Source organism: Rhizobium sp. 18065 (assembly GCF_902706095.1).
In the GTDB taxonomy this organism is placed as follows: Bacteria; Pseudomonadota; Alphaproteobacteria; order Rhizobiales; family Rhizobiaceae; genus Allorhizobium.
Genome location: NZ_CACSJP010000002.1, coordinates 177,288 through 201,907 on the forward strand (window position 1 = coordinate 177,288; position 24,620 = coordinate 201,907).

At 62.2% G+C, this 24,620-nt stretch carries 23 protein-coding genes; 4 read left to right on the top strand and 19 right to left on the bottom strand.

Annotated elements, in window-relative coordinates:
- Positions 1 to 90 precede the first annotated feature (90 nt).
- Genes cbiB through cobA form a run of 4 tightly spaced genes read right to left on the bottom strand, consistent with a single transcriptional unit; the run spans position 91 to position 4,218 of the window.
- Entirely contained in the window at positions 91 to 1,065 is a 975-nt protein-coding gene (cbiB, locus tag GVK95_RS06680) for an adenosylcobinamide-phosphate synthase CbiB (protein ID WP_159947832.1), read from the bottom strand.
- On the bottom strand, positions 1,062 to 2,066 hold the full coding sequence (gene cobD / locus GVK95_RS06685) for a threonine-phosphate decarboxylase CobD (protein ID WP_159947834.1): 1,005 nt from the start codon (positions 2,064 to 2,066) through the stop codon (positions 1,062 to 1,064). Before cobD ends, cbiB begins: the two co-directional genes overlap by 4 nt.
- Positions 2,063 to 3,367: a cobyrinate a,c-diamide synthase gene (locus GVK95_RS06690; RefSeq protein ID WP_159947836.1), complete on the bottom strand. Its 1,305-nt coding sequence runs from the start codon at positions 3,365 to 3,367 to the stop codon at positions 2,063 to 2,065. Before GVK95_RS06690 ends, cobD begins: the two co-directional genes overlap by 4 nt.
- Positions 3,364 to 4,218 carry a uroporphyrinogen-III C-methyltransferase gene (gene cobA, locus GVK95_RS06695; RefSeq protein WP_159948588.1) on the bottom strand — a complete coding sequence of 285 codons (855 nt, stop codon included), beginning with the start codon at positions 4,216 to 4,218 and terminating at the stop codon, positions 3,364 to 3,366. Before cobA ends, GVK95_RS06690 begins: the two co-directional genes overlap by 4 nt.
- 164 nt (positions 4,219 to 4,382) lie before the next feature.
- On the opposite strand from cobA, the gene GVK95_RS06700 reads away from it, so the two are divergent.
- Genes GVK95_RS06700 through GVK95_RS06710 form a run of 3 tightly spaced genes read left to right on the top strand, consistent with a single transcriptional unit; the run spans position 4,383 to position 6,576 of the window.
- Positions 4,383 to 5,450, top strand: a complete 1,068-nt coding sequence (locus GVK95_RS06700) for a cobalt-precorrin-5B (C(1))-methyltransferase (protein ID WP_159948589.1) — start codon at positions 4,383 to 4,385, stop codon at positions 5,448 to 5,450.
- Entirely contained in the window at positions 5,440 to 6,147 is a 708-nt protein-coding gene (locus GVK95_RS06705; RefSeq protein WP_159947838.1) for a cobalt-precorrin-6A reductase, read from the top strand. Before GVK95_RS06700 ends, GVK95_RS06705 begins: the two co-directional genes overlap by 11 nt.
- 45 nt (positions 6,148 to 6,192) lie before the next feature.
- Positions 6,193 to 6,576, top strand: coding sequence for a nuclear transport factor 2 family protein (locus GVK95_RS06710; protein WP_159947840.1), 384 nt, complete (start codon positions 6,193 to 6,195; stop codon positions 6,574 to 6,576).
- Between the two features lie 62 nt (positions 6,577 to 6,638).
- Here GVK95_RS06710 and GVK95_RS06715 read toward each other — a convergent pair whose 3' ends face one another.
- The 8 genes from GVK95_RS06715 to GVK95_RS06750 all read right to left on the bottom strand — a co-directional run bounded on the left by GVK95_RS06715 (position 6,639) and on the right by GVK95_RS06750 (position 15,939).
- On the bottom strand, positions 6,639 to 7,601 hold the full coding sequence (locus GVK95_RS06715; protein ID WP_159947842.1) for a nucleoside hydrolase: 963 nt from the start codon (positions 7,599 to 7,601) through the stop codon (positions 6,639 to 6,641).
- 138 nt (positions 7,602 to 7,739) lie between these two features.
- Positions 7,740 to 8,195: a GFA family protein gene (locus tag GVK95_RS06720; RefSeq protein WP_159947844.1), complete on the bottom strand. Its 456-nt coding sequence runs from the start codon at positions 8,193 to 8,195 to the stop codon at positions 7,740 to 7,742.
- Between the two features lie 66 nt (positions 8,196 to 8,261).
- Entirely contained in the window at positions 8,262 to 9,050 is a 789-nt protein-coding gene (gene cobM, locus GVK95_RS06725; RefSeq protein WP_159947846.1) for a precorrin-4 C(11)-methyltransferase, read from the bottom strand.
- A gap of 48 nt (positions 9,051 to 9,098) precedes the next feature.
- Positions 9,099 to 10,922 carry a precorrin-3B C(17)-methyltransferase gene (gene cobJ, locus GVK95_RS06730; RefSeq protein WP_159947848.1) on the bottom strand — a complete coding sequence of 608 codons (1,824 nt, stop codon included), beginning with the start codon at positions 10,920 to 10,922 and terminating at the stop codon, positions 9,099 to 9,101.
- Complete coding sequence (gene cobI / locus GVK95_RS06735; protein ID WP_159947850.1) at positions 10,919 to 11,662, bottom strand: precorrin-2 C(20)-methyltransferase; 744 nt, start codon at positions 11,660 to 11,662, stop codon at positions 10,919 to 10,921. Before cobI ends, cobJ begins: the two co-directional genes overlap by 4 nt.
- Positions 11,659 to 12,897: a precorrin-6y C5,15-methyltransferase (decarboxylating) subunit CbiE gene (gene cbiE / locus GVK95_RS06740; RefSeq protein ID WP_159947852.1), complete on the bottom strand. Its 1,239-nt coding sequence runs from the start codon at positions 12,895 to 12,897 to the stop codon at positions 11,659 to 11,661. Before cbiE ends, cobI begins: the two co-directional genes overlap by 4 nt.
- Complete coding sequence (locus GVK95_RS06745; protein WP_159948590.1) at positions 12,890 to 13,564, bottom strand: precorrin-8X methylmutase; 675 nt, start codon at positions 13,562 to 13,564, stop codon at positions 12,890 to 12,892. The genes cbiE and GVK95_RS06745 overlap by 8 nt, the downstream gene beginning before the upstream one ends.
- 1,010 nt (positions 13,565 to 14,574) lie before the next feature.
- Positions 14,575 to 15,939: a sirohydrochlorin chelatase gene (locus GVK95_RS06750; protein ID WP_159947854.1), complete on the bottom strand. Its 1,365-nt coding sequence runs from the start codon at positions 15,937 to 15,939 to the stop codon at positions 14,575 to 14,577.
- A gap of 380 nt (positions 15,940 to 16,319) precedes the next feature.
- Here GVK95_RS06750 and GVK95_RS06755 point away from each other — a divergent pair, with 380 nt between their 5' ends.
- On the top strand, positions 16,320 to 17,105 hold the full coding sequence (locus GVK95_RS06755) for a TSUP family transporter (protein ID WP_159947856.1): 786 nt from the start codon (positions 16,320 to 16,322) through the stop codon (positions 17,103 to 17,105).
- Here the strand turns inward: GVK95_RS06755 and GVK95_RS06760 are convergent.
- The 7 genes from GVK95_RS06760 to cobU are packed head-to-tail and all read right to left on the bottom strand — an operon-like array spanning position 17,102 to position 24,560.
- Positions 17,102 to 17,527, bottom strand: coding sequence for an EamA family transporter (locus GVK95_RS06760; protein ID WP_159947858.1), 426 nt, complete (start codon positions 17,525 to 17,527; stop codon positions 17,102 to 17,104). The genes GVK95_RS06755 and GVK95_RS06760 overlap by 4 nt on opposite strands.
- The gene (cobO, locus tag GVK95_RS06765; RefSeq protein WP_159947860.1) at positions 17,527 to 18,156 is read right to left on the bottom strand and encodes a cob(I)yrinic acid a,c-diamide adenosyltransferase; all 630 of its coding nucleotides are present in this window, start codon (positions 18,154 to 18,156) and stop codon (positions 17,527 to 17,529) included. Before cobO ends, GVK95_RS06760 begins: the two co-directional genes overlap by 1 nt.
- The gene (locus GVK95_RS06770; RefSeq protein ID WP_159947862.1) at positions 18,153 to 18,599 is read right to left on the bottom strand and encodes a GNAT family N-acetyltransferase; all 447 of its coding nucleotides are present in this window, start codon (positions 18,597 to 18,599) and stop codon (positions 18,153 to 18,155) included. The genes cobO and GVK95_RS06770 overlap by 4 nt, the downstream gene beginning before the upstream one ends.
- A complete protein-coding gene (locus GVK95_RS06775; protein WP_159947864.1) occupies positions 18,596 to 18,991 on the bottom strand; it encodes a GFA family protein in 396 nt (131 codons plus the stop codon). Before GVK95_RS06775 ends, GVK95_RS06770 begins: the two co-directional genes overlap by 4 nt.
- The gene (gene cobN / locus GVK95_RS06780; protein ID WP_159947866.1) at positions 18,984 to 22,949 is read right to left on the bottom strand and encodes a cobaltochelatase subunit CobN; all 3,966 of its coding nucleotides are present in this window, start codon (positions 22,947 to 22,949) and stop codon (positions 18,984 to 18,986) included. The genes GVK95_RS06775 and cobN overlap by 8 nt, the downstream gene beginning before the upstream one ends.
- A gap of 3 nt (positions 22,950 to 22,952) precedes the next feature.
- Positions 22,953 to 24,029 carry a cobalamin biosynthesis protein CobW gene (gene cobW / locus GVK95_RS06785; protein ID WP_159947868.1) on the bottom strand — a complete coding sequence of 359 codons (1,077 nt, stop codon included), beginning with the start codon at positions 24,027 to 24,029 and terminating at the stop codon, positions 22,953 to 22,955.
- A gap of 3 nt (positions 24,030 to 24,032) precedes the next feature.
- Complete coding sequence (cobU, locus tag GVK95_RS06790) at positions 24,033 to 24,560, bottom strand: bifunctional adenosylcobinamide kinase/adenosylcobinamide-phosphate guanylyltransferase (RefSeq protein ID WP_159947870.1); 528 nt, start codon at positions 24,558 to 24,560, stop codon at positions 24,033 to 24,035.
- Positions 24,561 to 24,620: the final 60 nt, after the last annotated feature.

The window sequence follows — 24,620 nt, forward strand, 5'->3', positions numbered from 1 at the left end:
GAAGGCAGCCTAGAATGGAGAAATGAAGATACGATTTCCGGCCGACAGACACCATAAAAGGTCTGACGGGAACTCAGCGGAGACAGGCCATCAAAGTGCGGCCAGCAGCAAGGCAAAGACTGTGAACGCCAGTAGAAGGTCGCAGGCCGCATAAAAAACCTTCACGCCGCGGGTGATATCCCGATGGTCGGCATCGCTGCGACCGGCGGCATGCATCATTGGCTCGCTGACACGCACGCCGCCATAAATGCGCGGGCCGGCCAGTTGCAGACCGAGTGCGCCTGCCATCGCCGCCTCCGGCCAGCCGGAATTGGGCGAACGATGCAGCCCATGATCGCGCAGCGCCGCCGAGAGCGACATCCGGCCAGCATCCCAGCCAAGACGCAACCAGGCCGCAAGCGCAATCAGCAGCGCCGAGATCCGCGCAGCCGGCCAGTTGGCCAGATCGTCCAGCCGCGCCGAAGCCCAGCCGAAATCGATATAGCGCTCGTTCTTGTGGCCGATCATCGAATCGGCGGTGTTCAGCATCTTGTAGGCCAAAAGCCCGGGAAGGCCGGCAATCGCATACCAGAACACCGGCGCCACCACGCCATCGGCAAAGTTTTCCGACAGGCTCTCGATCGCAGCCCGGCAAACACCCGGACCGTCGAGTGTCTTCGGATCGCGCCCGACGATCATCGACACCGCCTGCCGCCCACCGTCCACCCCGTCCTGTTTCAATCCGCGCGCGACAGCCTGAACGTGATCTCCAAGACTTTTTTGGGCGATGAACACGGCGGCAACGACCGCTTCGAAAGCCAAACCGGCAAGCCCGAAAAAGTGAAAGAGCGAAGACAGAACAGCCCCAGCCAACACCGAGGCAAACAGCAGAAGCAGGATGGACAACACGCCGTTCAACCGCCGACCCTCCGGCGTGAAGCGGGCAGTGTTCAGATGTTTTTCCAGATAACTGATCGCAGCACCGAACAGCACCACCGGGTGCGGCAGGCGCGACCACAGGGCCGGCGGATCGCCAATCACCCGATCAAGCCCGATCGCCACACAGAGCGTCAGCAGATGCATCATGTCGAACCCGCCCGCCAGAGATCCAGCGCCTTGCTCAGGCGAAGATCGCAACCCCGATCCGGTGCAAGACCGAAACGCAGCCAGTTCGGTGCATAGTCGAATTTGCGGGTCAGGATGTGGTGCCGGCAGAGATGCGCGTGCAGATCCGGCACACGGTCATCTTCCACCAGCGCAAACAGCCCAACGGCGCCGCGGCTTTTCAGACCATGCGCGGACAAGACCCGGTCGAGGCCGGCGCGGCGTTCGTCGATGCGATCCATGATCACCCGTCGGTCCGTCGAAAAGAGTTCGGTTGCAATGCTGAGCGCAGGTCCCGAAACGGCCCAGGGACCGAGCCAGTCTGCCAACCGATCCATGATGCTTTCATCCGCAATGACAAATCCGAGACGGATACCCGCCATGCCGAAGAACTTGCCGAAGGAGCGGAAGACGATCACATGCGGCTCGGCAGTTCCCGCAATGCTGATTTCGGCGCAACTTTCGCCAAAGGCCTCGTCCACGACCAGCACGGCCCCAGTCTCACGCAGACGCTCGACCAGGGGCGCAAGCTCTATAGGCGTAAACACCCGACCGTCGGGATTATTGGGATTGACCACAACGACCATGCCATGGCGGGCATCGATCTCTTCCAGCGACGTGACAGGATCGACGGCAAAGCCGGCAAGTTCGAAGGCACGGCGATATTCGCCGTAAGTCGGTGAAAAGATCGCCACCCGTCTCGATGGCTCGACAAGGCGCGGCAGAAGCTGGATGGCAGACTGGGTGCCGGGCACCGGCAATGGCAGCCGATCGCCTGACCCGTAAAATCCCCGCGCCGCCGTGCGCGCAGAAGATTCCAATTCGCGATCCGGCAGCCGGTGCCAGGCCCGATCGGCGATCGCCGGCAGAGGCGGCGGGCATGGATTGATGCCGGTCGACAGATCGAGCCAGTCCTTCGGCTCTCCACCGTAGATGGCAGCCGCCGCTGCCAGGCCACCGCCATGCTGGATCGGGCCGCTCATGCGCCGGTCTCCGCGATATCGACCAGATGCATGTAGGAGCCGAACACGTTGCCGCGCCGAAGGCCGGCGACGCCGAGTGCTTCTCCCAGCGCATCCTCGGCCGCGAACAGGCGATCGGCCGCACCCTCCGACACCACTGTCGAGTAGTGGAATTCATGCGCGGTCAACGGCACGGAAAACAGATCCGGTTGAAGCGACGTCAGACGCCGATACCCGAGATGACGCTTGCGAACGGCATAGCTGGTCACCAGAGGCAACAAGCCGAGCATCGAATGGGAGACCCCCTCGCCATCAACGAGCGCATCGCCGAGAACCATGTAGCCGCCGCATTCGCCGTAAATTAGTGCGCCACGTTGGGCGGCACTCTGCATGCCGGTTCTGAATCCGGATGCATGGGCGAGCGCTCCGGCATGCAGTTCCGGATAGCCGCCGGGCAGATAGACCGCATCGGCGTCAGCCGACGGTGCCTCGTCGGCCAGCGGCGAGAAGAAGGATACTTCGGCACCCTGCCCGCGCCAGCCTTCGATCAGGTGCGCATAAGAAAAGGCAAAGGCCATGTCCCGCGCAATCGTGATGTGCTGGCCGATCGGGGCAATAGACGAGACGACAGGTAATACAGCAGGACCGGGAGCCCGGCCAGCGAGAACGACCAGTTGATCAAGATCGCAGCAGCGCTCCATCACATCAGCCGCATGGCCGACGAAGCTTTCGAGTGCGCCATGCTCTCCCGCCTGCACCAGGCCGAGATGGCGTTCAGGAAGCGCAAGGCCTGCATCGCTGCGAATTGCGCCCAGCACTGGCATGCGGATCGCGTCGAGCGCGGTGCGCAGCATCATCTCATGACGATCGCTGCCGACCCGGTTAAGAATGACGCCCGCCACCCGGACATCGGCGCGGTAGGCGGCAAAACCCGAGACCAATGCCGCGACCGATTGCGAAGTCTTGGCGCAATCGACCACCAGCACAACCGGCAGGCCGAGCAATGCGGCCAGATCGCCCGCCGATCCGGAACCATCGGAAGCACCGTCGAACAGGCCCATCATCGCCTCGATCAACAGCAGGCGGCCACGACCATGCCTTTCGGCCTGTGCGAGCAGAAAGTCGGGGCGCATGGCCCAGGGATCGAAATTGAAACACGTCTCGCCGCTGGCTGCAGAATGAAATGCCGGATCGATGTAGTCAGGGCCCGCCTTGCCCGGCGCGAGCGTCTGACCACGCCGCTTCAGGGCCCGCATCAGGCCGAGCGTCACCACCGTCTTGCCGGAACCGGACGCAGGGGCTGCGATCATCAGACCGCTCATGCCCGGTCTTTCCTCTCTTGCGCGGAGAACGGATCAGGCTGCAGCACCCGCCCGTCCAGGGCGCCGAGCCAGTCCAGCGACGCACGCAAGCGCACGACCTCGCCGACGACGACGATCGCAGGCGGTGCAATGCCACCCGCCAGCATATCCGCCTCGGCACGGCCAAGGGTCGTTTCCAGCACGGTCTGCGCCGGCGTGGCCGCATCGCAGACAAACGCCACCGGTTCATCAGCCGAGCGACCGGCAGAAATCAGATTGGCGGCAATCTGCCCCATATGTTTCATCGCCATATACATGACGATCACCGGAGACCCGCGGCCGATCGCCTCCCAGTCGATCCTGTCCGGCACAATGCCGGACGAATCATGACCGGTCAGGAATGTCACCGCGTGATTGATCTCGCGATGGGTGACCGGAATGCCGGCATAGGCCAGACCACCAATGCCGGCGGTAATGCCCGGCACGATGCGGAACGGCACGCCATGCTCGATCAGTGTCAGGGCTTCTTCGCCGCCCCGGCCGAAGACGAAGGGATCGCCGCCCTTCAGCCGCAAGACACGCAGGCCCGACTTTGCCAATTCGACAAGGCGGAGCGAAATGTCACGCTGCTTGGCCGACGGCTTGCCGCCGCGCTTTCCGGCATATTCGAGCGTGGCGCCGCTGCGCGCCAGCTTCAGGCATTCCTCATTGACCAGCGCGTCATGCACGATGACGTCTGCTTCGCTCAATGCCTTGGCGGCCAGCAGGGTCAAAAGACCGGGATCGCCCGGCCCCGCACCGGCCAGCCAGACATGACCGGGCTGAATTGCCGGCAGGCTCGAAGGCAGGGAAATATGCGTCGTTTCACTCATGCTCATGGTCTATGTCCGAGAGGCGAAAAATGCAATGTGCGGCAAAGGACTCGGCGCTTCCGGTCGCCCCGTGCCTCGCCTATAAGGGGGCTATGAACGAGCCGAGCAAAACCACGTCCAGCACACCGACCGAGGCGGACGACCTGCGCCTTGAAAAACCGGACATGGCGCTTCGCAAGGGATGGACCACGGGCGCTTGCGCCACGGCGGCGACCAAGGCCGCCCTGACCGCACTTCTGACCGGAGAATTCCCCGACCCGGTTTCGATCACCCTGCCGCGCGGAGAGACGCCGGCCTTCGCGCTGGCAACCGAGGGCATGGATGGTGACGCTGCCTATGCGGGCATCGTCAAGGATGCGGGCGATGATCCGGATGTGACCCATGGCGCCACCGTAGTGGCTAAACTCCGCCGGACAAATCCCGGAAGCGGCATCGTCTTTGTGGCGGGCGACGGTGTCGGCACCGTGACCAAGGCGGGCCTGCCGATTTCGCCCGGTCAGGCCGCGATCAATCCGGTGCCCCGCCAGATGATGACGGCCGAGGTCGAGGCGCTCTGTGCAGCGCACGGCATTTCGCCAGATCTTGAGATCACAATTTCCGTTCCCGGCGGCGACGTGCTGGCCGAGAAGACGTGGAACCCGCGCCTCGGCATAATCGGCGGCATTTCCATTCTCGGCACCACCGGCATCGTGCATCCATTTTCGTGCGCGGCCTGGATCCACTCCATCCATCGCGGCATCGACGTCGCCCGCGCCGAAGGCCTGACCCATGTGCTGGGCGCGACCGGCTCAACCTCGGAAAAGGCAGCCCAGGCCTTTCACCAACTGCCTGATGGGGCACTGCTCGACATGGGCGATTTCGCCGGTGGACTGCTCAAATACTTGCGCGTGCACCCGGTGCAACGCCTGACCATTGCCGGAGGTTTCGCCAAGATGGCCAAGCTCGCGCAGGGCGCGCTGGATCTGCATTCATCACGCAGCCAAATCGACAATAACTATTTCTTATCATTGCCTTGCAGTAATATTTTATCGCAAAACATCAAAGATCAGATTCAAATCGCCAATACGGCACTTGAAGTACATGAAATCATGACAGAAAACCATGTCGACATCTCGCTTCCGATTGCCCAGGCGGCGCGCGTCAATGCGCTCGAGGTCCTGCGTGGCGCACCGATCGAAGTGGATGTCATCGTCATTGATCGCAAGGGAAATATTATTGCCCATGCCCAATGAAACACGAAGCGACGGACCGACTGCAGTCCATCAGAAGATCCTGATCCTGGGCGGCACCGCGGAGGCCCGCGAACTCGCGCAAAAACTGGTGGAAGACGGACATGCCGTGACGACATCGCTCGCTGGCCGGACCCTCGATCCTATCCTGCCGGCTGGAGAGATCCGCATCGGTGGCTTTGGCGGTGCGGAGGGACTGGCGACCTATCTGCGCGAAAACACCTTCACCCGTATCATCGATGCGACCCACCCCTTCGCCAGGCGCATCTCCGAAAACGCCATCAAGGCATCGGCAGAAACCGGCGTGACACTGGAGCAAATCGTCCGACCGCGCTGGCAGAAACAGCCGGGCGATCGCTGGCGTCCGGTCTCGACACTGGAGCAGGCGGCAGACCTCCTGCCCTCCGGCGCCACCGTCTTGCTCGCGCTCGGCCGGCAATATCTCGACGCCTTCAAGCAACGCACCGATTGCCGCTTCATTGTTCGCATGGTGGATGCGCCGGACAAACCGCTCGGCTTTTTCGACTACGCTGTCATCCTTGGCAAACCGGCAAGCGATCCCTCGCAGGAATCTGACCTCATGACCGCCCACGGCATCACGCATCTGGTCGCCCGCAATTCCGGCGGTCCGGCCGGTTATGCCAAGATCATCGCCGCCCGCAGCCTTGGCCTGCCGGTGATCATGCTGGAGCGCGATTAGGCGCAAAGATCACAGTTAAAACCGTCGTATTCTTCAGGAGTTTTCATGACAGACATTGAGTTGGCGGAGGCTGCCTATCCGGTGCAGATGCAGCTCGAGGCTTACAATGCCCGCGACATAGAGAGCTTCATGCAGTGGTGGGCCGAGGATTGCGCCTACTATGCTTTTCCCGACACACAGCTGGCGCATGGCGCAGACGAGATCCGCGCGCGCCATGTCGAGCGCTTCAAGGAGCCCAACCTGTTTGGCAAGCTGCTGTACCGGTCCGTTACCGGCAATCTCGTGGTCGACCACGAAACCGTAAGGCGCACCTTTCCCGAGGGCACCGGCAAAGTGGATGTGATCTGCATCTACGAAATAGCCGATGGCAAGATCGCCAAGGCCTGGTTCAAGGTCGGCACACCACGATTGGATCAGGCGCAACGCTGAGGCCAGCAGCAGAAACGCCCCGGACAGGGACGGGGCGCATCCGTGAAACGAGAAAGTGGGGCTCAGTCTTCCTTGATCGCAACGATCGTGTCGTGGATCAGCTTCAACACGGCATCAGCGTCGACATCGACGCAGACCTTCTGGCTCGGCAGATCGCCATCCCAGTCGGACGGGCCAAATCCCTTGCCGTCGGGCTTCTGGATCGTCTGGCCATCGGCAATGCCGCCGCAAACGACACGGATCGGGCCGGAGCGTGTGGTGAAGAGTTCCGGCGCCACGACATAGACGCAGGCGCAGCTGTCATGCACGACCATGCCGTCCTGAACACGCCCCTCGTAGAACTTGATATAGAACTGCGACAGGTCGAACAGCAATTGCGCCCGCTTGCCGGCGGCATCGCGGATATCGGCGAGCGCCTGTCGGGTCATCACCGTCTTCAGCGTCACATCGAGGCCAACGACGACGACCGGCCATGTCGCGGTCATGACGATGTCGGCCGCTTCCGGGTCGCCATGGATATTGGCTTCAGCCGCCGGCGTGACATTGCCATTGGTGTCGAAGGCGCCGCCCATGATGACGACTTCCTTGACCAGCGAAACGATCTCGGGATCTTCCTTCAGCGCATTGGCAAGATTGGTCATCCGGCCGACAGCGACCAGCGTCACCTCTCCCGGATGGGCGCGCACCATGTCGACGATGAAACGATGCGCCGGACGCGGATCCGGCTGAATGTCGGTCACTTCGGGCACACCGATATTGCCGAGCCCGTCATCGCCATGGATGAAGGTCGGCGGCGCATGCGTCACGCGATGCGGAATGAAGGTTTCTCCGGCACCTCTGGCGACCGGTGCATCGATCTGCCATTCGCGCTTGAGGAACAGCGCATTGCGCGTCGTGGTCTCGATCGTCGCATTGCCGAAAACGCTGGTGATACCGATCAGGTCGATCTCCGGATGGTGATGGAGAAAGAGCAGCGCCATCGCGTCGTCGACGCCCGGATCCGTATCGAAAATGACCTTGTGCATGAAAAGTGCCGCCATCGTATCTGAGAAAGGATGCGGCAGATCACCCGCCGCAATCTATCCGGCTTAGCCGACGAGCGTTGGCGGTTCAAGGCACGAACGGTACGCGGATAGCCGGGCGCACAGAATGTGCAAAAATGCTCAGACGCCGGCGCTGGCATATTCCTGCAACAACTGCGGAAACGCCTCCATCGGTGGAAACTTGTTATAGCTGTGCACGGCTGGTGTGGTTACCCAGGGTAGCTTTTCGTCGGCGCAGGTTTCGATGAAGGGCGCAAGCTCGGCTGCATTGTCGAGCATGGTTACGCGCACATTGATCATCGGCCCGAACATCTTGCCGCGGGTGAAGATCCAGCTGAGGCAATGCGGGCAGAAATTGTGATGCAGATCACCGTGCATGCCACCGATGACCGGTTGAAGACCATGAACCTCGACCGCATCGAGCGGATAAAGCGCGCTCAGCGAAAAGGCACTGGCCGTCATCTTCTGGCAGCCGGCGCAATGACAGGCCATGGTCATTAGCGGCTTGCCGCGGACCTTCAGTTGCACCTGGCTACAGCGGCAACTGCCGACGTGAATACTGGTATCATCGGACATCAAGACCTCTCCTCTCACGCGCCCTCGCCCTCGTCCTCGTGCTCAGGCAATGTTTACAGCAATCGGTCAGACGGCAGGCTTTGCAGACTTTTTCTTCTTGCCGGCGTTGCGCAGCACATGGGTGAAATCGGAATTGTAGAGATCGCTGTCGCGGAACTCGACGTGTCCGAAGACCCGGCCAACCATGATGAGGGCCGTACGGGTCAGCTTCGCCTTGCGCACGTCCTCGGCCATGTCCTTCAGCGTCGTGCGGATGAACAACTCGTCCGGCCAGGTCGAACGGTAGGCGACAACCACCGGGCAATCCTCGCCATAGTATGGCGTCAGCGTATCGCGGATATGCGGCAGGTTGCGAATCGACAGATGGATTGCAAGCGTCGCCCGCGATTTGCCGAGGATCTCCAGCGTCTCGAATTCCGGCATCGACGACGCCTTCATCTCAGTGCGGGTGATGATGATCGTCTGGGCGATTTCCGGCAGCGTCAGCTCGGTCTTCAGCCGCGCGGCGGTGGCGGCAAATGCCGGCACGCCGGGTACCACATCATAGGGAATGCCAAGCGCGTCAAGCCGACGCATCTGTTCGGCAATCGCGCCGTAGATCGACGGATCGCCGGAATGCACTCGAGCAACATCCTCGCCGCGGGCATGGGCAGCCTCGATATCGGCGATGATCTCGTCGAGATGCATCGGCGCCGTATCCTTGACGATAGCCCCATCCGGCGCGCATTTGACCGTTTCTTCGGGCACCAGCGATCCGGCATAGAGGCAGACCGGGCAGCGCTCGATCAGTCGCAAGCCACGCACGGTGATCAGGTCGGGTGCGCCCGGTCCGGCGCCGATGAAATAGACGGTCATGCTGTTTTCCTCAGATTGTGTTTGCTGCGTGCGATGCGTGCTGTGGCATCAAGTTCCAGCCTTCATGCCCGTATCCACCTTCCCCGAGTAACCGCGCGGCGTGTAGACCCAGGTCTTGCCGTCGCCGGTGGTGACGGTGCGGCTTTCCGACGAGCCGACGACCACGACGGTGAGCATATCGACGTCATCCACATTGAGCGCGCCGAGCGGAACGGTGCGCACCTGCTCGCCCGGACGGCCGAGATTGGTGGCCAGGATCACCGGCGTTTCGAAGGGACGGTATTTCAGCAGTTCGTCGCGGGCATAGGCCAGCTGCGTGCGGCGTTTCATCGACACCGGATTGTAGAAGGCAATAACGAAGTCGCCCTCACCCGCCGCCTTGACGCGCCGCTGGATATGCTCCCACGGCGTCAGAAGATCCGACAGAGAAATGGTGCAGAAGTCATGGCCGAGCGGCGCACCGATCCGGGCAGCGGCAGCCTGAAGAGCGGAAATGCCGGGTGAAACCTGAACCTCGATACGACTGGCCGCATCGGTGATGCCGCCCTTGTCGAACAGTTCGAAGACCAGCGTCGCCATCGCATAGATGCCGGCATCGCCGGAGCAGACCAGCGAAACATCCCGGCCTTCACCGGCAAGCTCCATGGCGTGTACGACGCGGGCTTCTTCCTTGCCGAGATCGAAATCATGCCGGGTCTTGCCGTCGGCAAGTGGACCGAGCAGATCGAGATAGAGCGAATAGCCGACGAGATCGGTCGATGCCGCGACCATCGAAGAGACTTCCGGCGAGCGCCAGCCATCCGAACCGGGTCCAATGCCGACGACGAAAAGCCGGCCGCGCGCCCGGCCGAATACAGACGGGTCGAGCACTTCGCTCGCACGGGCGATTGCAGCCGTCGCTCCCTTCGACTTCAGCTTCTCGACCACCAGTTCGCCGCTCGCACCAACTGCGGCAAGTGCCGCACCTTCGGCCACGCCATGGCAGCCAACCTCGGCAAAGACCACGTCGGACGGGTTCGCCAGTCTTGGCGTTTCGGCCTCCAGCGCCGCTGCGGTAAAGAACCGTGCCGGCACGTTGAAATGCCGGGCAACGGCATGAATCGCTGCCTCGTCGGCTTTCACATCGATCGAACACACAGCGGCCAGACTGGCAGAAGCAAACCCACCCTTGGCCAGCGCCTGCTCCGCCAGTGCAATCGCTTCCTCTGTTTTGGCATGACGTTCGGAGCCCATGCCGAGCACAAGCGTCCTGGGGTGGTAGATCAGCTCCAGTTCGTCCGCAATGTTGGTTTTGTCAGTTACAGTCAGCGTCACAGGAGCCTCGTTGTCGAAAGGAATGCGGGAATGAATGAGCCATTGCGCCGTGCCGGCAAGCCTTGCAGACGATCCGGCCACTAGCTCTGCCATCACGGCCTTGGCGTTTTCGGGATTGGCAAGCCGGTAGCCGGCCGGCGGCTGGTCAAGTGCGACGCCGAACTTCAGATCGCCGGCAGTGGTGATTGCAGCGTGGGCGGAAAGGCCGGTCGCGATGACGCGGGCCATATCGTTGGCACCATGATGGCCACCGAGCAGCGGTACGACCGAAGCGCCATCCTCGGACACCACCAGCACCGGCGGCTCGGACTGCTTGCTCGAAAGCACCGGAGCCAACATTCGGATCAGCGCACCGGATGCCATCACCGCGACGATCGGCCGCCCCTCGGCAAACAGCGCCTGCACATGGCCCTTCGCCGTATCGAAATGCCGGTCGGCATTGGTGACGCGCGCGCGCGCGCCATGCAGCTCGCCATCGACCAGAACGGCAATACGGCGGCCAATCTCGGCTGCACTGTCGCTCAGCACGAGAATTGCGGGGCGGAGGGTAGCGCTCAAGGAACTGTCTCCGCGCCAAGCCGGCGTGCCAGCGCCGGATGCCATGTTTCCGCGCCCTTGTAGATCAGGATCATCGAGAAATACGGTGCGACATCCTCGGGCACTTCGGCAAGCGGCATCAACCGCTGTTCGGCAAGGCTGACGCGCTCGACATAACCCGCCTGCGCCGTCAGCCCCAGGTCGGCGATGAGGGAACGGATGCGGGAAAAATGCCGGCCGATCTTGATGATTGCAACAGCACCGGAGGCAGCTATCCGGTCCGCCAGTGCCGCATCATCCAGCGGCCCGGGCAGCACGGTCAGCACATCGTTGCGCGCAGCGAGCGGTCGCCCAAGGCCTGCAGCAGCCGCCATCATCGACGACACGCCCGGCACGACCTCGGTCGGATAGCGATCGGCCAGCCGCTCGAACAGATACATGAAGGAGCCGTAGAAGAACGGATCGCCTTCGCACAGCACCGCCACATCGGCGCCGGCATCGAGATGCCGTGCCAGAACCTCGGCGGTTTTGCTGTAGATGTCCTGCGCCGGAAACCGCTCGACCCGCATCGGTACAATGATCGGCACCTCGAGCTGGGCCGTAGTCAGATAAGGTGCAACGATCTGCCGGGCAAAGCTCGGGCCAGTGTCGGGCGCCGGATAGGCAACGACAGGGCATGATGTCAGGATGCGATGCGCCTTGAGCGTCAGCAGTTCCGGATCGCCGGGGCCAAGGCCGAGGCCGTAGAGTGTTCCGGTCATTGTTCCTCCTCCTTGGTCGCGGTCCAGATCGTCACCGGCATCAGCGATTTCCAGCCGCAATAGCGTCCGACCGGCGCTGCCCGCGACACCTGGATGCGGATCAGGTCGCCGCCGTGAATGCCGCGCAACTCGGCAAGTTTTGCCTCGCCCTCGATGGTCACGGCATTGGCGACCAGCCAGCCACCAGGGCCGAGCGCCTGCCAACAGGCCTCGAACACGCCCTCGCCGGTAATTCCACCACCGATGAAAACGGCATCCGGTCGGCGCAATCCAGCAAGAGCCGTCGGGGCTTCTCCCTCGACAATGTCGAGATCGGGCACGCCGAGTTTTTCGGCATTTTCGCGGATCATTGCCACCCGTTCCGGCTTGGCTTCGATCGCGACCGCTCGCGTCCCCATGCCGGCGCGCATCCATTCGATCGCGATCGATCCGCAACCGGCACCGACATCCCAGAGCATGGCATTGGGAAAGGGCGAGAGCTGCGACAGCGTCACGGCGCGGATCTCGCGCTTGGTCAGTTGTCCGTCATGCCGGAAAGCTTCGTCGGGAAGGCCCGAGACCGGCGACAACAGCGGTCCATCGGAAGCGCAATCGATGGCCAGCGTGTTGAAATCGGAAAATTCCGGCTGATGTTCGAGGATCTGGCGCGCCGTCAGCGTCACGACGCGCTCCGTCCCGCCGCCCATATGCTCGAGCACATGCAGGATCGAATTGCCAAAGCCGCGATGCACCAGGAGCGCCGAAGCCTGTTCGATGGTCGCGGCATCCGAGGTCAGCGCCAGGATGCGCGCCCGCGGCAGCACATGGCGATGGAGAAAGGCCAGCGGCCGGCCATGCAGCGAGATCTGCGTCACCGACTGCAGCGGCCATCCGAGCCGGGCAGCCGCCAGCGAAAAGGCAGAAGGGCTCGGCAGGACATACATCTCTTCGGCAGCCACATGCCGGCGAAGCGTAGCACCAATGCCGAAATGCATCGGATCGCCGGTGGCCAGCACCGTGACCGGCGAGCCGCGCAGCTTGAGGATTTCGGCCAGCGTTTCGCGGAACCCCGCACCCCAGGTCAGGATGCGTTTCAGTTCCGGCAGCGAGCTGCCGTCGATCACCGCATCAAGCCGTTCTCCCAGCACCAGCGTTTCGGCCTGCCAGACATACGACTGCGCTTCCGGCGTCAAGCTTTCCAGGCCGTTGTCGCCAATGCCGATAATAGTCAGCCAGGGTTGCTGCAGATCAGACATTGGTGCCAAGCCCTCCGGCAAGCGCATTGACCGCTGCAGAGGCCATCGCCGACCCGCCGCGACGGCCGCGCACGGCAATATAGGGGATGCCGCGACTATCGGCGATCAAGGCATCCTTGCTTTCCGCCGCTCCGACGAAGCCAACTGGCATGCCGAGGATCAAAGCCGGCTTCGGCGCACCGGCGTCGATCCGCTCCAGCAGCCGAAACAGCGCCGTCGGCGCATTGCCGATTGCAACCACTGCGCCTGAGAGATGCTCGTCCCAGAGATCGACCTGGGCGGCCGAACGGGTATTGCCGATCTCTTCGGCCTTCGGCCGCACGCGATCATCGTTGAGCAGGCAAATCACATCGTTGTCGGCCGGCAGCAGTCGGCGGATGATGCCGTGGCGGACCATTTCGACATCGACCAGTACCGGCGCACCACCCGCAAGTGCCGCCACACCGGCATCGAATGCACCGTCCGAAAAGGCAATGTCGTCGACCAGATCGACCATGCCACAGGCATGAATCAATCTGACAGCAAGATCATCCAGACCATTGGAAAAACGCGATAAATCCACTTCGCGGCGGATTGTCGAAAAGGACTGGCGATAGATCTCGGCGGGGTCGCGGATGTAGTCGAGGGATGCGTTCGGGCCATACCCCCCTCTGTCACTGAGTGACATCTCCCCCACACGGAAGGAGACCGCAGGAAGCGGCACGCTGCGGCTTGTGGCAACGGCATTCTGATCTATCCCTTTGTGAGGGAGATGGCCGGCAGGCCAGAGGGGGGCAGCTCCCTCCACCGCCAAAGCGTGATGCCCGATCCCCAGCACCCAGCCCTCTTCCCGCAGCACCTGATCCGTCTCGCCAGCCGACAGCATATCCGGCGCCATAAATAGCTGCCCGAGAACACCGGCGGTATCAAAGCGCGAAAACGCCTCGGCCACAGTCGAAACCTGCAGCGCATCCCGGACACCCTCTGCGCCATCGGCCAGAGAAAACAGCGAGGGATAGATTTCGGCAAAGACGACAGGCTTGCCAGACTCAGCAGAAAAACCGGTTTCGAACGGCCAGACCGCGATGCGATCGGCAAAGCCGCTGTCATCGATGAAACGCGAGAGACGGGCGATCCCCAACAGCGACTGGCTTCCGACCGAACCGGCATAGGCGAGCTGCCAGACCGATTTTGCGCCCTTGGCATGGGCCTCTGCCAGACGAAACACCCGTGGCGCATCGACAGGCGCGACCGGTTTCTTGTCGCTCAGATGCGTGTAGCTATGTCCCTGTGGACGACCCCAGAAGCGGGGCGCATCGGCAAAATAGTCGCGGTTCCAGTCCGAAGCCAGCTGGAACCGGTTGTTGGCGTTGTCCGGGCCGTCTTCGATTTCATCGGCAATCTTGCGCCACAGCGCCCGCCAGTCGGCCCTGCCCGTCAACCGCTCGGCCGTTCCAGCCGGATAGCCGAAGGCAAAGTCGAAGCCGCACAGCAGCCGTTCGCCGGCCGCAAGCGCCTCGTCCACGATCACCGAAAGCCGCTGCATGAAGGCATGACGGGTGGAGAAATTCTCCAGCCAGTCGAGACGCACCTGATCGCCCTTGCGTGTCGCAAGGCAGGCCCAGATCGAATTGGCCCCCTTGACCGGCGCGCCAGCGCCGGACCAGTCGACAATCAGGATGCGATCGAACAGGGCCATTATTTCTTCTTCTGCATCGACTTCGGGCCAAGCGGATGGTCGGCATGCGGATAAGGCGCGTGGTGATGATCATGGCCATGATCATGCGAGTGGCCGTGGTCATGCCCGTGAGAATGGCCGGGAGAATGGCCGTGGTCGTGATCATTATGGTCATGATCGTGGTGGTGCGCGTGGTCATGATCGTGGCCGTGGCCGTGGTCATGGCCGCAACCGCAATCCGGTCCGTGCTCATGCACGGCCATTTTGCCGCTCGACGGTGCATTCATCACCGCCTCGAGTTCGGCGTCAGGCGCCGCATTGAGCAGATGACCGTATTTCCCACCCAGCAAGGTCGAGGCTCCGTAGTCGAAGGCCGGCTCAAGCGGTGCCGGCTCCGCATGGCTGTGCACTGGAGTCCAAGGCAGGCCATGCTCGCGGCAGAAATCCTCCTCGCGGCATGACGCATCGCAGTCGCCCTTGCACGGACAGTCTTCCATACCGCCGCCGATCCCTTCGACATGGTGGTGATGGCTCTCCTGCGGTTGGCCGATATCGGCTTCGAAACCGAGAACCTGCTCGCGGTACTTGCACATCTGGCAATTCATCACCGCAGCACCCTCGAGGATCTCCTTGACCCGGTCCTGGAAAGTGTCGAGCACCAGAGGATGATCGTTGAGATAGCTCGCCTTGACGAACTGGATCTCCGGATGGCGGGCTGCGACCTCGTCCGTGTAGCTGTAGATGCGCTTGACCAGCACGCCGGTGAACAGGAAGTAGGGGAAGACGATGATGCGCTTGTAGCCAAGCTTGGCGGCATGGGTCAGGCCCGGCTCGACCAGCGGGAAGGTCACGCCGGAATAGCAGGTCTCGCCCCAGCCGAAGCCCATACCTTCCCAGAGCATGCGCATCACCTTGGTCGCGTTGGAATTGGCGTCGGGATCGGACGAACCGCGTCCAACCACCATCAGCAAGGTGTCATGCTTGTCGACGAAGCCGAGCTCGGCATTGGCTTGATCGACCGCTTCCTGGATGCGATCGCCGGCAGCGCGGATCATCTTCAGGTCGATGCCCAGTTCGCGACCATAGTTGATCACCATGCCCGGGTTCTGCGCCTGATAGGTATTAAGGACCGAGGGAATGTCGTTCTTCGCGTGGCCGGCGGCAAACAGCATGCCGGGCACGGCAAGCACCCGCGTGACACCGGCGGCGCGCAGCCGGTCGAGGCCCTCGGCGATCACCGGATTGCAGAATTCGAGATAGCCGTATTCAACCGGCATGTCGGGATTGCGCGCCCGTAGCGCTTCCGAGATGATCGCGAACTCGCGCGCTGCGTTCTGATTGCGACTGCCATGGCCGCAGACCATGATTCCAAGTTTTTCAGCCATGAATTCCGGCCTCCCTGCTTCGTATTTTTCACTATGTACGAAGCGCCAGAACAGCGATGAAACTGCTCTATGGCCTTTGGGACAGCTCCGGAATTGGCCCCCTGATTGGGTCAGCCGCACCGGACTATTTCCAGCCTGTCGAACAGGCGCCGTCGCACATGGAATAGAGCTTTATCGAAGCAGGCTTGCAGGGTCAAACCGGTTTGCGCCGCTTCGTGTGGAAGATGCGCCAGTTCACAGTTGCGCGACCAGTGGAAGCACAAACACAGCAGGTGGAGTTGCTCCCGGTCAAGACTCGGTGCACAAGTCCTGCGCCCCTGTCCATCTGCCTGCCAACCATCCACACAGGGGCTCCCCCCTCCACTGACATCGAGTGACTCGTGGCCGATCTCGCCTTCAACCTCCTCCTTCTGCTTTTTGTCGCAGCCTTTATCGCCGGCTTCGTTGATTCGATCGCCGGCGGCGGCGGGCTGATCACCATCCCTGCGATGCTGATCGTCGGCATCCCGCCGCTGGAAACGCTGGGCACCAACAAGCTGCAATCTATGTTCGGCGCAGGGTCCGCGACGATCGCATACGCTCGCAAGGGGCATGTCGACCTGCAGAAACAATTGCCGATGTCGGTCATGGCGGTGGCAGGTGGCGCGATCGGCGCCCTGATCGCAACCGTGGTGCCGGGAAGCGTGTTGCGGGGGCTGATGCCATTCCTTCTGGTGGCGATCGCCCTCTATTTCGCCCTGAAGCCAAACCTGTCGGACGACGATCGCCACCAGCGCATCACGCCTTTTCTGTTCGGCCTGACCTTCGTGCCGCTGATCGGCCTCTATGACGGCGTCTTCGGGCCCGGCACCGGTTCCTTCTTCATGCTCGCCTTCGTCTCGCTGGCCGGCTTTGGCGTACTGAAGGCGACCGCCCATACCAAGCTGCTCAATCTCGGCTCTAATGTCGGCGCCTTCATCGTCTTCATGGTCGGCGGCGTCGTCTTGTGGAAAATCGGCCTGATGATGGGCGTCGGCCAGTTCCTCGGTGCCCAGCTCGGCTCGCGCTTTGCCATGAAAAGCGGTGCCAAGCTGATCAAGCCATTGCTGATCGTCACTTGCCTGGCACTGGCAATCAAGCTGCTGCTCGATCCGACCAATCCGATTCGCGTGTGGATGGGCTTTTAGAAAACGGCCACCATGATCGTGCCGGCACCGATCATCGCGATGCCGGCCCAGGCGCCGAGGCTCAGCTTTTCACCGAGAAAGAGAACGGCAAAGACAGCGACGAAGACGATCGACAGCTTGTCGATCGGCGCGACACGCGATGCATCGCCGAGCTTGAGTGCCCGGTAGTAGCAGAGCCAGGAGGCGCCAGTTGCCAATCCTGACAGGCCAAGGAAGATCCAGGTCCTGGCCGCGATTGTCGATGGTGCCTGCCATTGGCCGGTGGCCGCAACGATACCGGTCAAAACCACGATAATCACACCAGTGCGGATCAGGGTCGCCAGATCGGAATTGACGCCCGCCACCCCGATCTTGCCGAAGATGGCGGTCAATGCTGCAAAAATGGCCGAAAGAAACGCCCAGAACTGCCAGCTTTGCGTCATCAGAACTCCACGCCGATCTGCGCCTTGATGCCGGAGCGGAATGGATGCTTGATCAGTTCCATCTCGGTGACAAGGTCGGCGATCTCGATCAGTTCGTCCTTGGCGTTGCGGCCGGTGAGCACGACATGCGTCATCTCCGGCTTCTCGTTTGTCAGGAACTCGACCACCTCTGCGATGTCGATATAGTCGTAGCGGATGGCGATATTGATCTCGTCGAGCAGGATCATCGAATGGGACGGATCGCGGATCAACTCCTTCGCCTTCTCCCAGGCGGCCTTGGCCATGGCAATGTCACGCGCCTTGTCCTGCGTCTCCCAGGTGAAACCTTCACCCATCGTGTGGAACTGGCAGAGATCGGAGAAATGCTTGAGGATCATGTCCCGTTCGCCGGTCGACATCGCGCCCTTGATGAACTGCACCACCGCGCATTTCTTACCGTGGGCGATATGGCGGAAGATCATCCCGAAGGCTGCAGACGACTTGCCCTTGCCCTTGCCGGTATGGACGATCACCAGGCCCTTTTCGCCGGTCTTGGTCGCCATGATCTTGTCGCGGGCGGCCTTCTTCTTAGCCATCTTCTCGGCGTGGCGGGCGAGATCCGCGTCGTTCGACATCGTCTCTTCGGTCATGGTGCACTCCCAGAATTATCAAATGTTTTGACGAACCATATGCGCTGCGGCTTGCCGTCGATAGAAGGCAGCCTGCCGATTTCGGTAAAACCTTCGCGCAGGTAGAAGCGCGGTGCCTGGAAATCAAACGTATCGAGATAGATGCCGACGAAGCCCTTGGCCCGTGCCATGTCCTCGGCCCGAGACAGGAGTTTGGCGCCAACCCCAAGATTGCGGGCGTCGGCGGCAACAGCAAGCAGCTTGATATAAATCCAGCCCTGTATTTCCGAGCCGACCAGACCACCCAGCAAACGTCCCTCACCATCTTCGGCGCGCAATTGCACGGTCTCGCCGTCAAACGGCTTTTCGAGCCCACGGGCAGCCTCGTCCAGAATGGCCACGGTTGCGTCGTAAAATTCCTTGTCCTCACCCGCGATGACGCTGATCTGGATCGTATCGGTCATGCACCACCCTCACCCTTGGGAAGATCGTCGACAATGTTGAGCCAATCGACACGTTCGTTCCAATGCCAATGTTCGCCGATGGCAACGGACTGGCCGTCATCGAGGCTCGCGACGTAAAAATCGATTTCGGACGGTCGCCGTTCGGTCTCGAAAGACATCGGCGATCCACAGTCACTGCAGAACCCGCGCCGCACACCGGGCGACGACGCATAGAAACGCAGGCTGTCGCCGGAAAGCGACGCGTCGGCGCGCTCGACGGTGAAAAAGCTCGTGACCGGCGACGAGGCTGCACGCCGGCAGCTTTCGCAGTGGCAATGCCCGGCGGTTCGCACCGCACCCCGGACCTTGAAGCGCACCGCGCCACACAGGCAATGTCCAGACAGTTCAGTCATGGCTTCTCTCCCCTCCAGCAATTTCGAGCAGCGAGAATTTGGCCGAATTGCTCTTCGGCGTCCACAGGCCGCGATCGATGGCCTCGATCAGCCGCTCCGACATTTCCCGCAACGCCGGTGCATTCTTCTCGGCCATGAAGTCGCGCACCCGCTCGTCGAGCACAAAGGCTTGATAGACCGCCTCGAAATGATGATCGCGCACGGCACCCGTCGTCGCAGCAAAGGCAAACATATAGTCCACCGTCGCTGCGATCTCGAAGGCGCCCTTGTAGCCGTGGCGCATCACGCCCTCGATCCATTTCGGATTGACCACGCGCGCCCGCACGACCCGGCCGATCTCCTCCTCCAGCGTGCGGACCACCGGTTTTTCCGGCCGCGAATGGTCATTGTGGTAGACCACCGGCCGCGCACCCGAAACCACCTCGATCGCCGCCGTCATGCCGCCCTCGAACTGGTAGTAGTCGTCGCTATCGAGAAGGTCATGCTCGCGATTGTCCTGGTTCTGCACCACCGCCTGAACCGTGCGCAGCCGTTCCTCGAACAACCCCCGTTCGGCTTTGCCCTCGGCACCCGCGCCATAGGCGTAGCCGCCCCAGACCAGATAGGCCTCGGCCAGATCACCGCGCTTTTCCCAGCCCTTTTCGTCGATCAGCGCTTGCAGGCCCGCACCGTAGGCCCCCGGCTTGGAGCCAAACACCCGGTAACCGGCACGGCGTGACGCGGCGGCCGTATCGAGCCCGTCTGTGATGAATTGCGCCGTTTCAGTCCGCATGCGTGCGGCGATCGGATTGTCACCCACGTCTTCGTCAAGCGCGCCGACGGCACGGACCGCCTTGTCATAGAGCGCGATCTGCTCCGGGAAGGCATCGCGGAAGAAACCGGATATGCGCAAGGTGACGTCGACACGCGGCCGGCCGAGCAGCGCCTGTGGCAGGATCTCGTAACCCGTCACCCGCCGCGAGGCCATGTCCCAGACCGGCTTGACCCCGATCAACGCCAGCGCCTGGGCGATGTCGTCGCCGCCGGTGCGCATGTTTGACGTACCCCAGGCCGTCAGCCCGAACGACACCGGCCATTCGCCGTGATCCTGCACATAGCGCTGGATCAGCAGTTCCGCCGAGGCCTTGCCGAGCTGGTAGGCAGCCGGTGTCGGCACGGAGCGACTGTCGACGGAGTAGAAATTGCGTCCGGTCGGCAGCACATCGGGCCGTCCGCGGGTGGGCGCGCCGGAAGGGCCGGGGGCGACGAAACGACCATCGAGGCCCTTGAGCAGGCCGGTGATTTCGGCCGGGCCGGATTGGACGATCGAGGGTTTCAGGCGGGTTTCGATTTCGGCGAGGACCGATTGGGTTCGGCTCCAGTCCGGCGGGCATGGGAGATCGCCGGACACGAAGGCTGCCGCGAGCAATTCGAGGCGTTCGACGGTATCGCCTTTGGTGCGCCAGGGTTGGTCGGTCAGCGCTGCCAGAATCGCCGGGCGTGATCCGGCCCAGGGGTCGGACATGATGCAGTCGAGGGGGTCGAAGTCGGAATTGAGGGGTGCAGTACCCCCCTCTGTCCTGTCGGACACCTCCCCCACACGGGGGGAGATCGGCGTATCGCCACCGCTCGATGCAAATGGAACTGTTTCGACCGGCCGTGCTTTCACCACAGACATCGGCGACAAACGAGGCGATTCGGGTGTGTCGATATTCCTCCTTGTGGGGGAGATGCCCGGCAGGGCAGAGGGGGGCGAACCGGGAAGCGAGACATCTGCCAGAGCATCCGCCGCAATCGCCCGCTGCAAACTCGCATCACCACCTTCGCCCAGCCCACGCGGAACACGCGCCAGTGCCACCGTCAGGTCGGTCAGCAGCCGTCCTTCGGGCGCCAGGCCAAAGATGTGCAGGCCGTCGCGGATCTGCATTTCCTTCAGGTCGCAGAGATAGGCGTCGAGTTTTTCCAGCGCCGTCTCTTCCTGATCGCCCGTGCCGATCCCGGCATCCTGATCGAGGCCGATATCGGAGACCAGGTCGAGGATCTGCTTCTTCAGCAGCTTCAGCCGGCGCGGATCGCCGCCCGACGCCTCGTAATATTCGTCGACCAGTGCTTCCAGATCCTTCAGCGGGCCATAGCTTTCGGCCCGCGTCAGCGGCGGCGTCAGATGGTCGATGATCACGGCCGATGTCCGCCGCTTGGCCTGTGTGCCCTCGCCCGGATCGTTGACAATGAACGGATAGAGATGCGGCAAGGGACCGAACACAGCTTCCGGATAGCAGGTTTCGCTGAGTGCCAGCGCCTTGCCCGGCAGCCATTCGAGATTGCCGTGTTTGCCCATGTGGATCAGCGCATGGGCGGCGAACTGTTTGCGCAGGAAAGCATAGAAGGCGAAATAGCCATGTGGCGGCACGAGGTCGGGCGAATGATAGCTTTCCTTCGGGTCGATATTGTAGCCGCGCGCCGGCTGGATACCGACAATGATCCGGCCGAAGCGCATCAACGGCAAGGCGAAGCCACCATTGAGGTAGAACGGATCATTCGCCGCATCGCCCCAGCGAGCGCTGACCTCAGCTTGAATCTGTTTCGGAAGCGATTCAAAAAAGGCATTGTAATCGTTCAGTGAAATGACTTCGCGAATGACGCGTCCATCATGCGCGGCATTGGTTGGCCCTGCCATCAGCGCCGTGATCAGCGCATCGCCATCGGCCGGCAACTCTTCCACACCGTAGCCAGCATCGGACAAGGCCCGCAACACCTCGATCGTGCCCGCCGGAGTGTCGAGCCCGACGCCATTGCCAAGCCTGCCGTCGCGGTTCGGATAGTTCGCCATGATCAGTGCGATGTTGCGATCCTTCGCCGGTGTCGCGCGCAGAAGCGCCCAGTTGGCGGCGAGCCTTGAGACGAACGCCATCCGCCCCGGATCCGGTTCGTGGCTGACCAGATTGGTCTCCACCCGATCGTCAAAACGAGCCGCCGATTTGAACGACACGGCCCGTGTCAGCACCCGGCCATCGACCTCCGGCAGCGAAACGCTCATCGCAAGATCGCGCGCCGAAAGCCCCTGGCTCGACGTTTCCCAGGCCGTCCTTGGCGATGACGAAAAGATCGCCTGCAGCACCACGGCGCCCTGTTCGTCGAGAATGGTCGAGGGATTGTCCGATCCCGGCGCCGAGACGGCAAAGCCGGTGGTGTTGACCACAACGGCAGGTGACGCCTCGGCAAAGATCGCCCGGAGCGTTTCGACCGATACCGGATCCTTGAGACTGGAAACGAACACCGGCAGCGGCGTGAGTCCCTCTGCCTGGAGCGCGCCGATCATGGCCTCCACCGGCGCGGTTTCGCCGCTCTGGACGAGCGCGCGGTAGAAACAGATGGCGGCGATATTGTCCTTGGCGGCAGCCAGTTGCCGCCATTCCTCCACACCGATCGCGCCCCTGCCCGGCCACCAGATCCCGGCTTTGAGCAAGGGCCGTGCCGGCTCCGGCTTGTCGGCCTCCGACAGCATCGCCTCGGCATAGCCGACGAAATGCGCCGTATTACGCTCGCCGCCTTCGGTCAGGTAGGTCCAGAGTGCCGAACGGTCGGCATCCGTGCACAGGCTAAACGGATCGAGCCCGGCATCCGGCTTGTCATCGCCGGGCAACGTAACGATCAGCGCACCCTTTGCGCGCGCAGCCGCCGTGAGCGCTTCCAGCGCATAGTGGAAATAGCTTGCACCACCCAGTGCCCGGACAACGATCAGTTTCGCATGACGTGCCGTGCGTTCGATATAGGTATCGACCGACATCGGATGCTTCAGCGCCATCAGGCTGGCCAAACGCCAGCCTGTGCCGGATCCCGCCTGTGCCACGGCAGCAGCAACCGCCGACAATTCGGTGTCGGCAGCCGACAGGAACAGGATCTCACCAGGCGACTGCCCAAGGTCGATCGCCTCGTCTCCGTCGGCAATCGAGCCTTTCTGGGCGAGAAGAAGATGCATGGATCAGCCAGCCGCACCCTGCACGGCTTCGACAACCGCGCCGAAATCCCATTCGTGCAGGCCGATAACGACAAGCCGCGTCTCGCGCTTCTCGCCCGACGTCCACGGCCGGTCGAAATATGTGTCGATGCGTGTACCCACAGCCTGGATGACCAGGCGCATCGGCTTGCCGGGCACGTCGATGAAGCCCTTGAGGCGCAGGATGTCATGGCTCTCGATCACCGGCTTCAGCCGGGCGATGAAGGCGGCAGGATCGGCAATCGAACCGAGCTTCAGGACGAAGCTTTCGAACTCGTCGTGGTCATGGTGGTGGTCATGCGCCTCGCCGCTTTCATGCAGCGCCTCATGCTCCAACTCGTGATGCGACTTGCGATTGTCGATATCGTCCTCGGTGCCGGCGCCGATGCCCAGCAGCACCAGCGACGAGACTTCGCCATTGCGCGCCTCGACCATGGCCGGCTTGCGATGGGTGCGCCCGGTCACTTCGGCGCGCACGGCAGCGATACCGGCGGCATCGAGCAGATCGGTCTTGTTGAGCACGATCAGGTCGGCACAGGTCAGCTGGTCTTCGAACAGCTCCTCGATCGGGCTTTCGTGATCGAGGCTCGCATCTTCGGCGCGTGCCGCATCCACCTTGTCGTGGTCATCGGCAAACCGACCGGCGGCAACGGCTGCGCTGTCGACGACGGTGATGACACCGTCGACCGTGACGCGGGTGCGGATATCCGGCCAGTTGAAGGCGGCGACCAGCGGCTGCGGCAGCGCCAGGCCGGATGTCTCGATGACGATGTGATCGGGTTTCACGTCGCGCTCCAGCAGCTTCTGCATCGTCGGGATGAAATCGTCGGCGACCGTGCAGCAGATGCAGCCATTGGTTAGTTCGATGATGTCGTCCTCTGTACAATTGTCGGCGCCGCAGCCCTTCAACACATCGCCGTCGACACCAAGATCGCCGAATTCATTGATGATCAGCGCGATCTTCTTGCCACCCGCATTCATCAGCATGTTGCGGATGATCGTGGTCTTGCCCGCACCGAGAAAGCCGGTGATCACTGTGGCGGGAATTTTCTGCTGCAACATGGTTCAACCCTTCATTTTCAGCGGCAATCCGGCCGCAACGAAATACACGTCCGCAGCCTTGGCCGCGATCATCTGGTGCAGCCGTCCGGCATGATCGCGAAAATCGCGCGCCATCCCGTTCTCCGGCACGATGCCGAGACCGACTTCATTGGAAACAAGCACGATCCGGGCTTTCAGTGACGGCAAAAGGTCCGCGAGTGCGGCGCTCTCAGCTGCCACATCTCTCCCTTCCTCCATCATCAGATTGGTGACCCAGAGCGTCAGGCAATCGACCAGCACCACGCGGCCGGGATCGTCGATCCGGACCAGTGCTCCGACGAGGTCAAGCGGCTCCTCATGCGTTGTCCAGCCATGGCTGGCGCGATCCTGCTTGTGACATTCGATCCGCTTGCTCATCTCGTCGTCCCAGGCACGGCCGGTCGCGAGGTAATTAAGCGCAAGGCCGCTGTCACGGCAGATCTGTTCGGCAAAGCGCGACTTGCCGGAACGGGCGCCGCCGAGAACGAAAACTGAGGAATGAACGGACTGCATAATTCAGCCCTGCTCCGCAAGACGCGAGCAGGAAAAAGGCATGACCGGCAAAATGCCGTC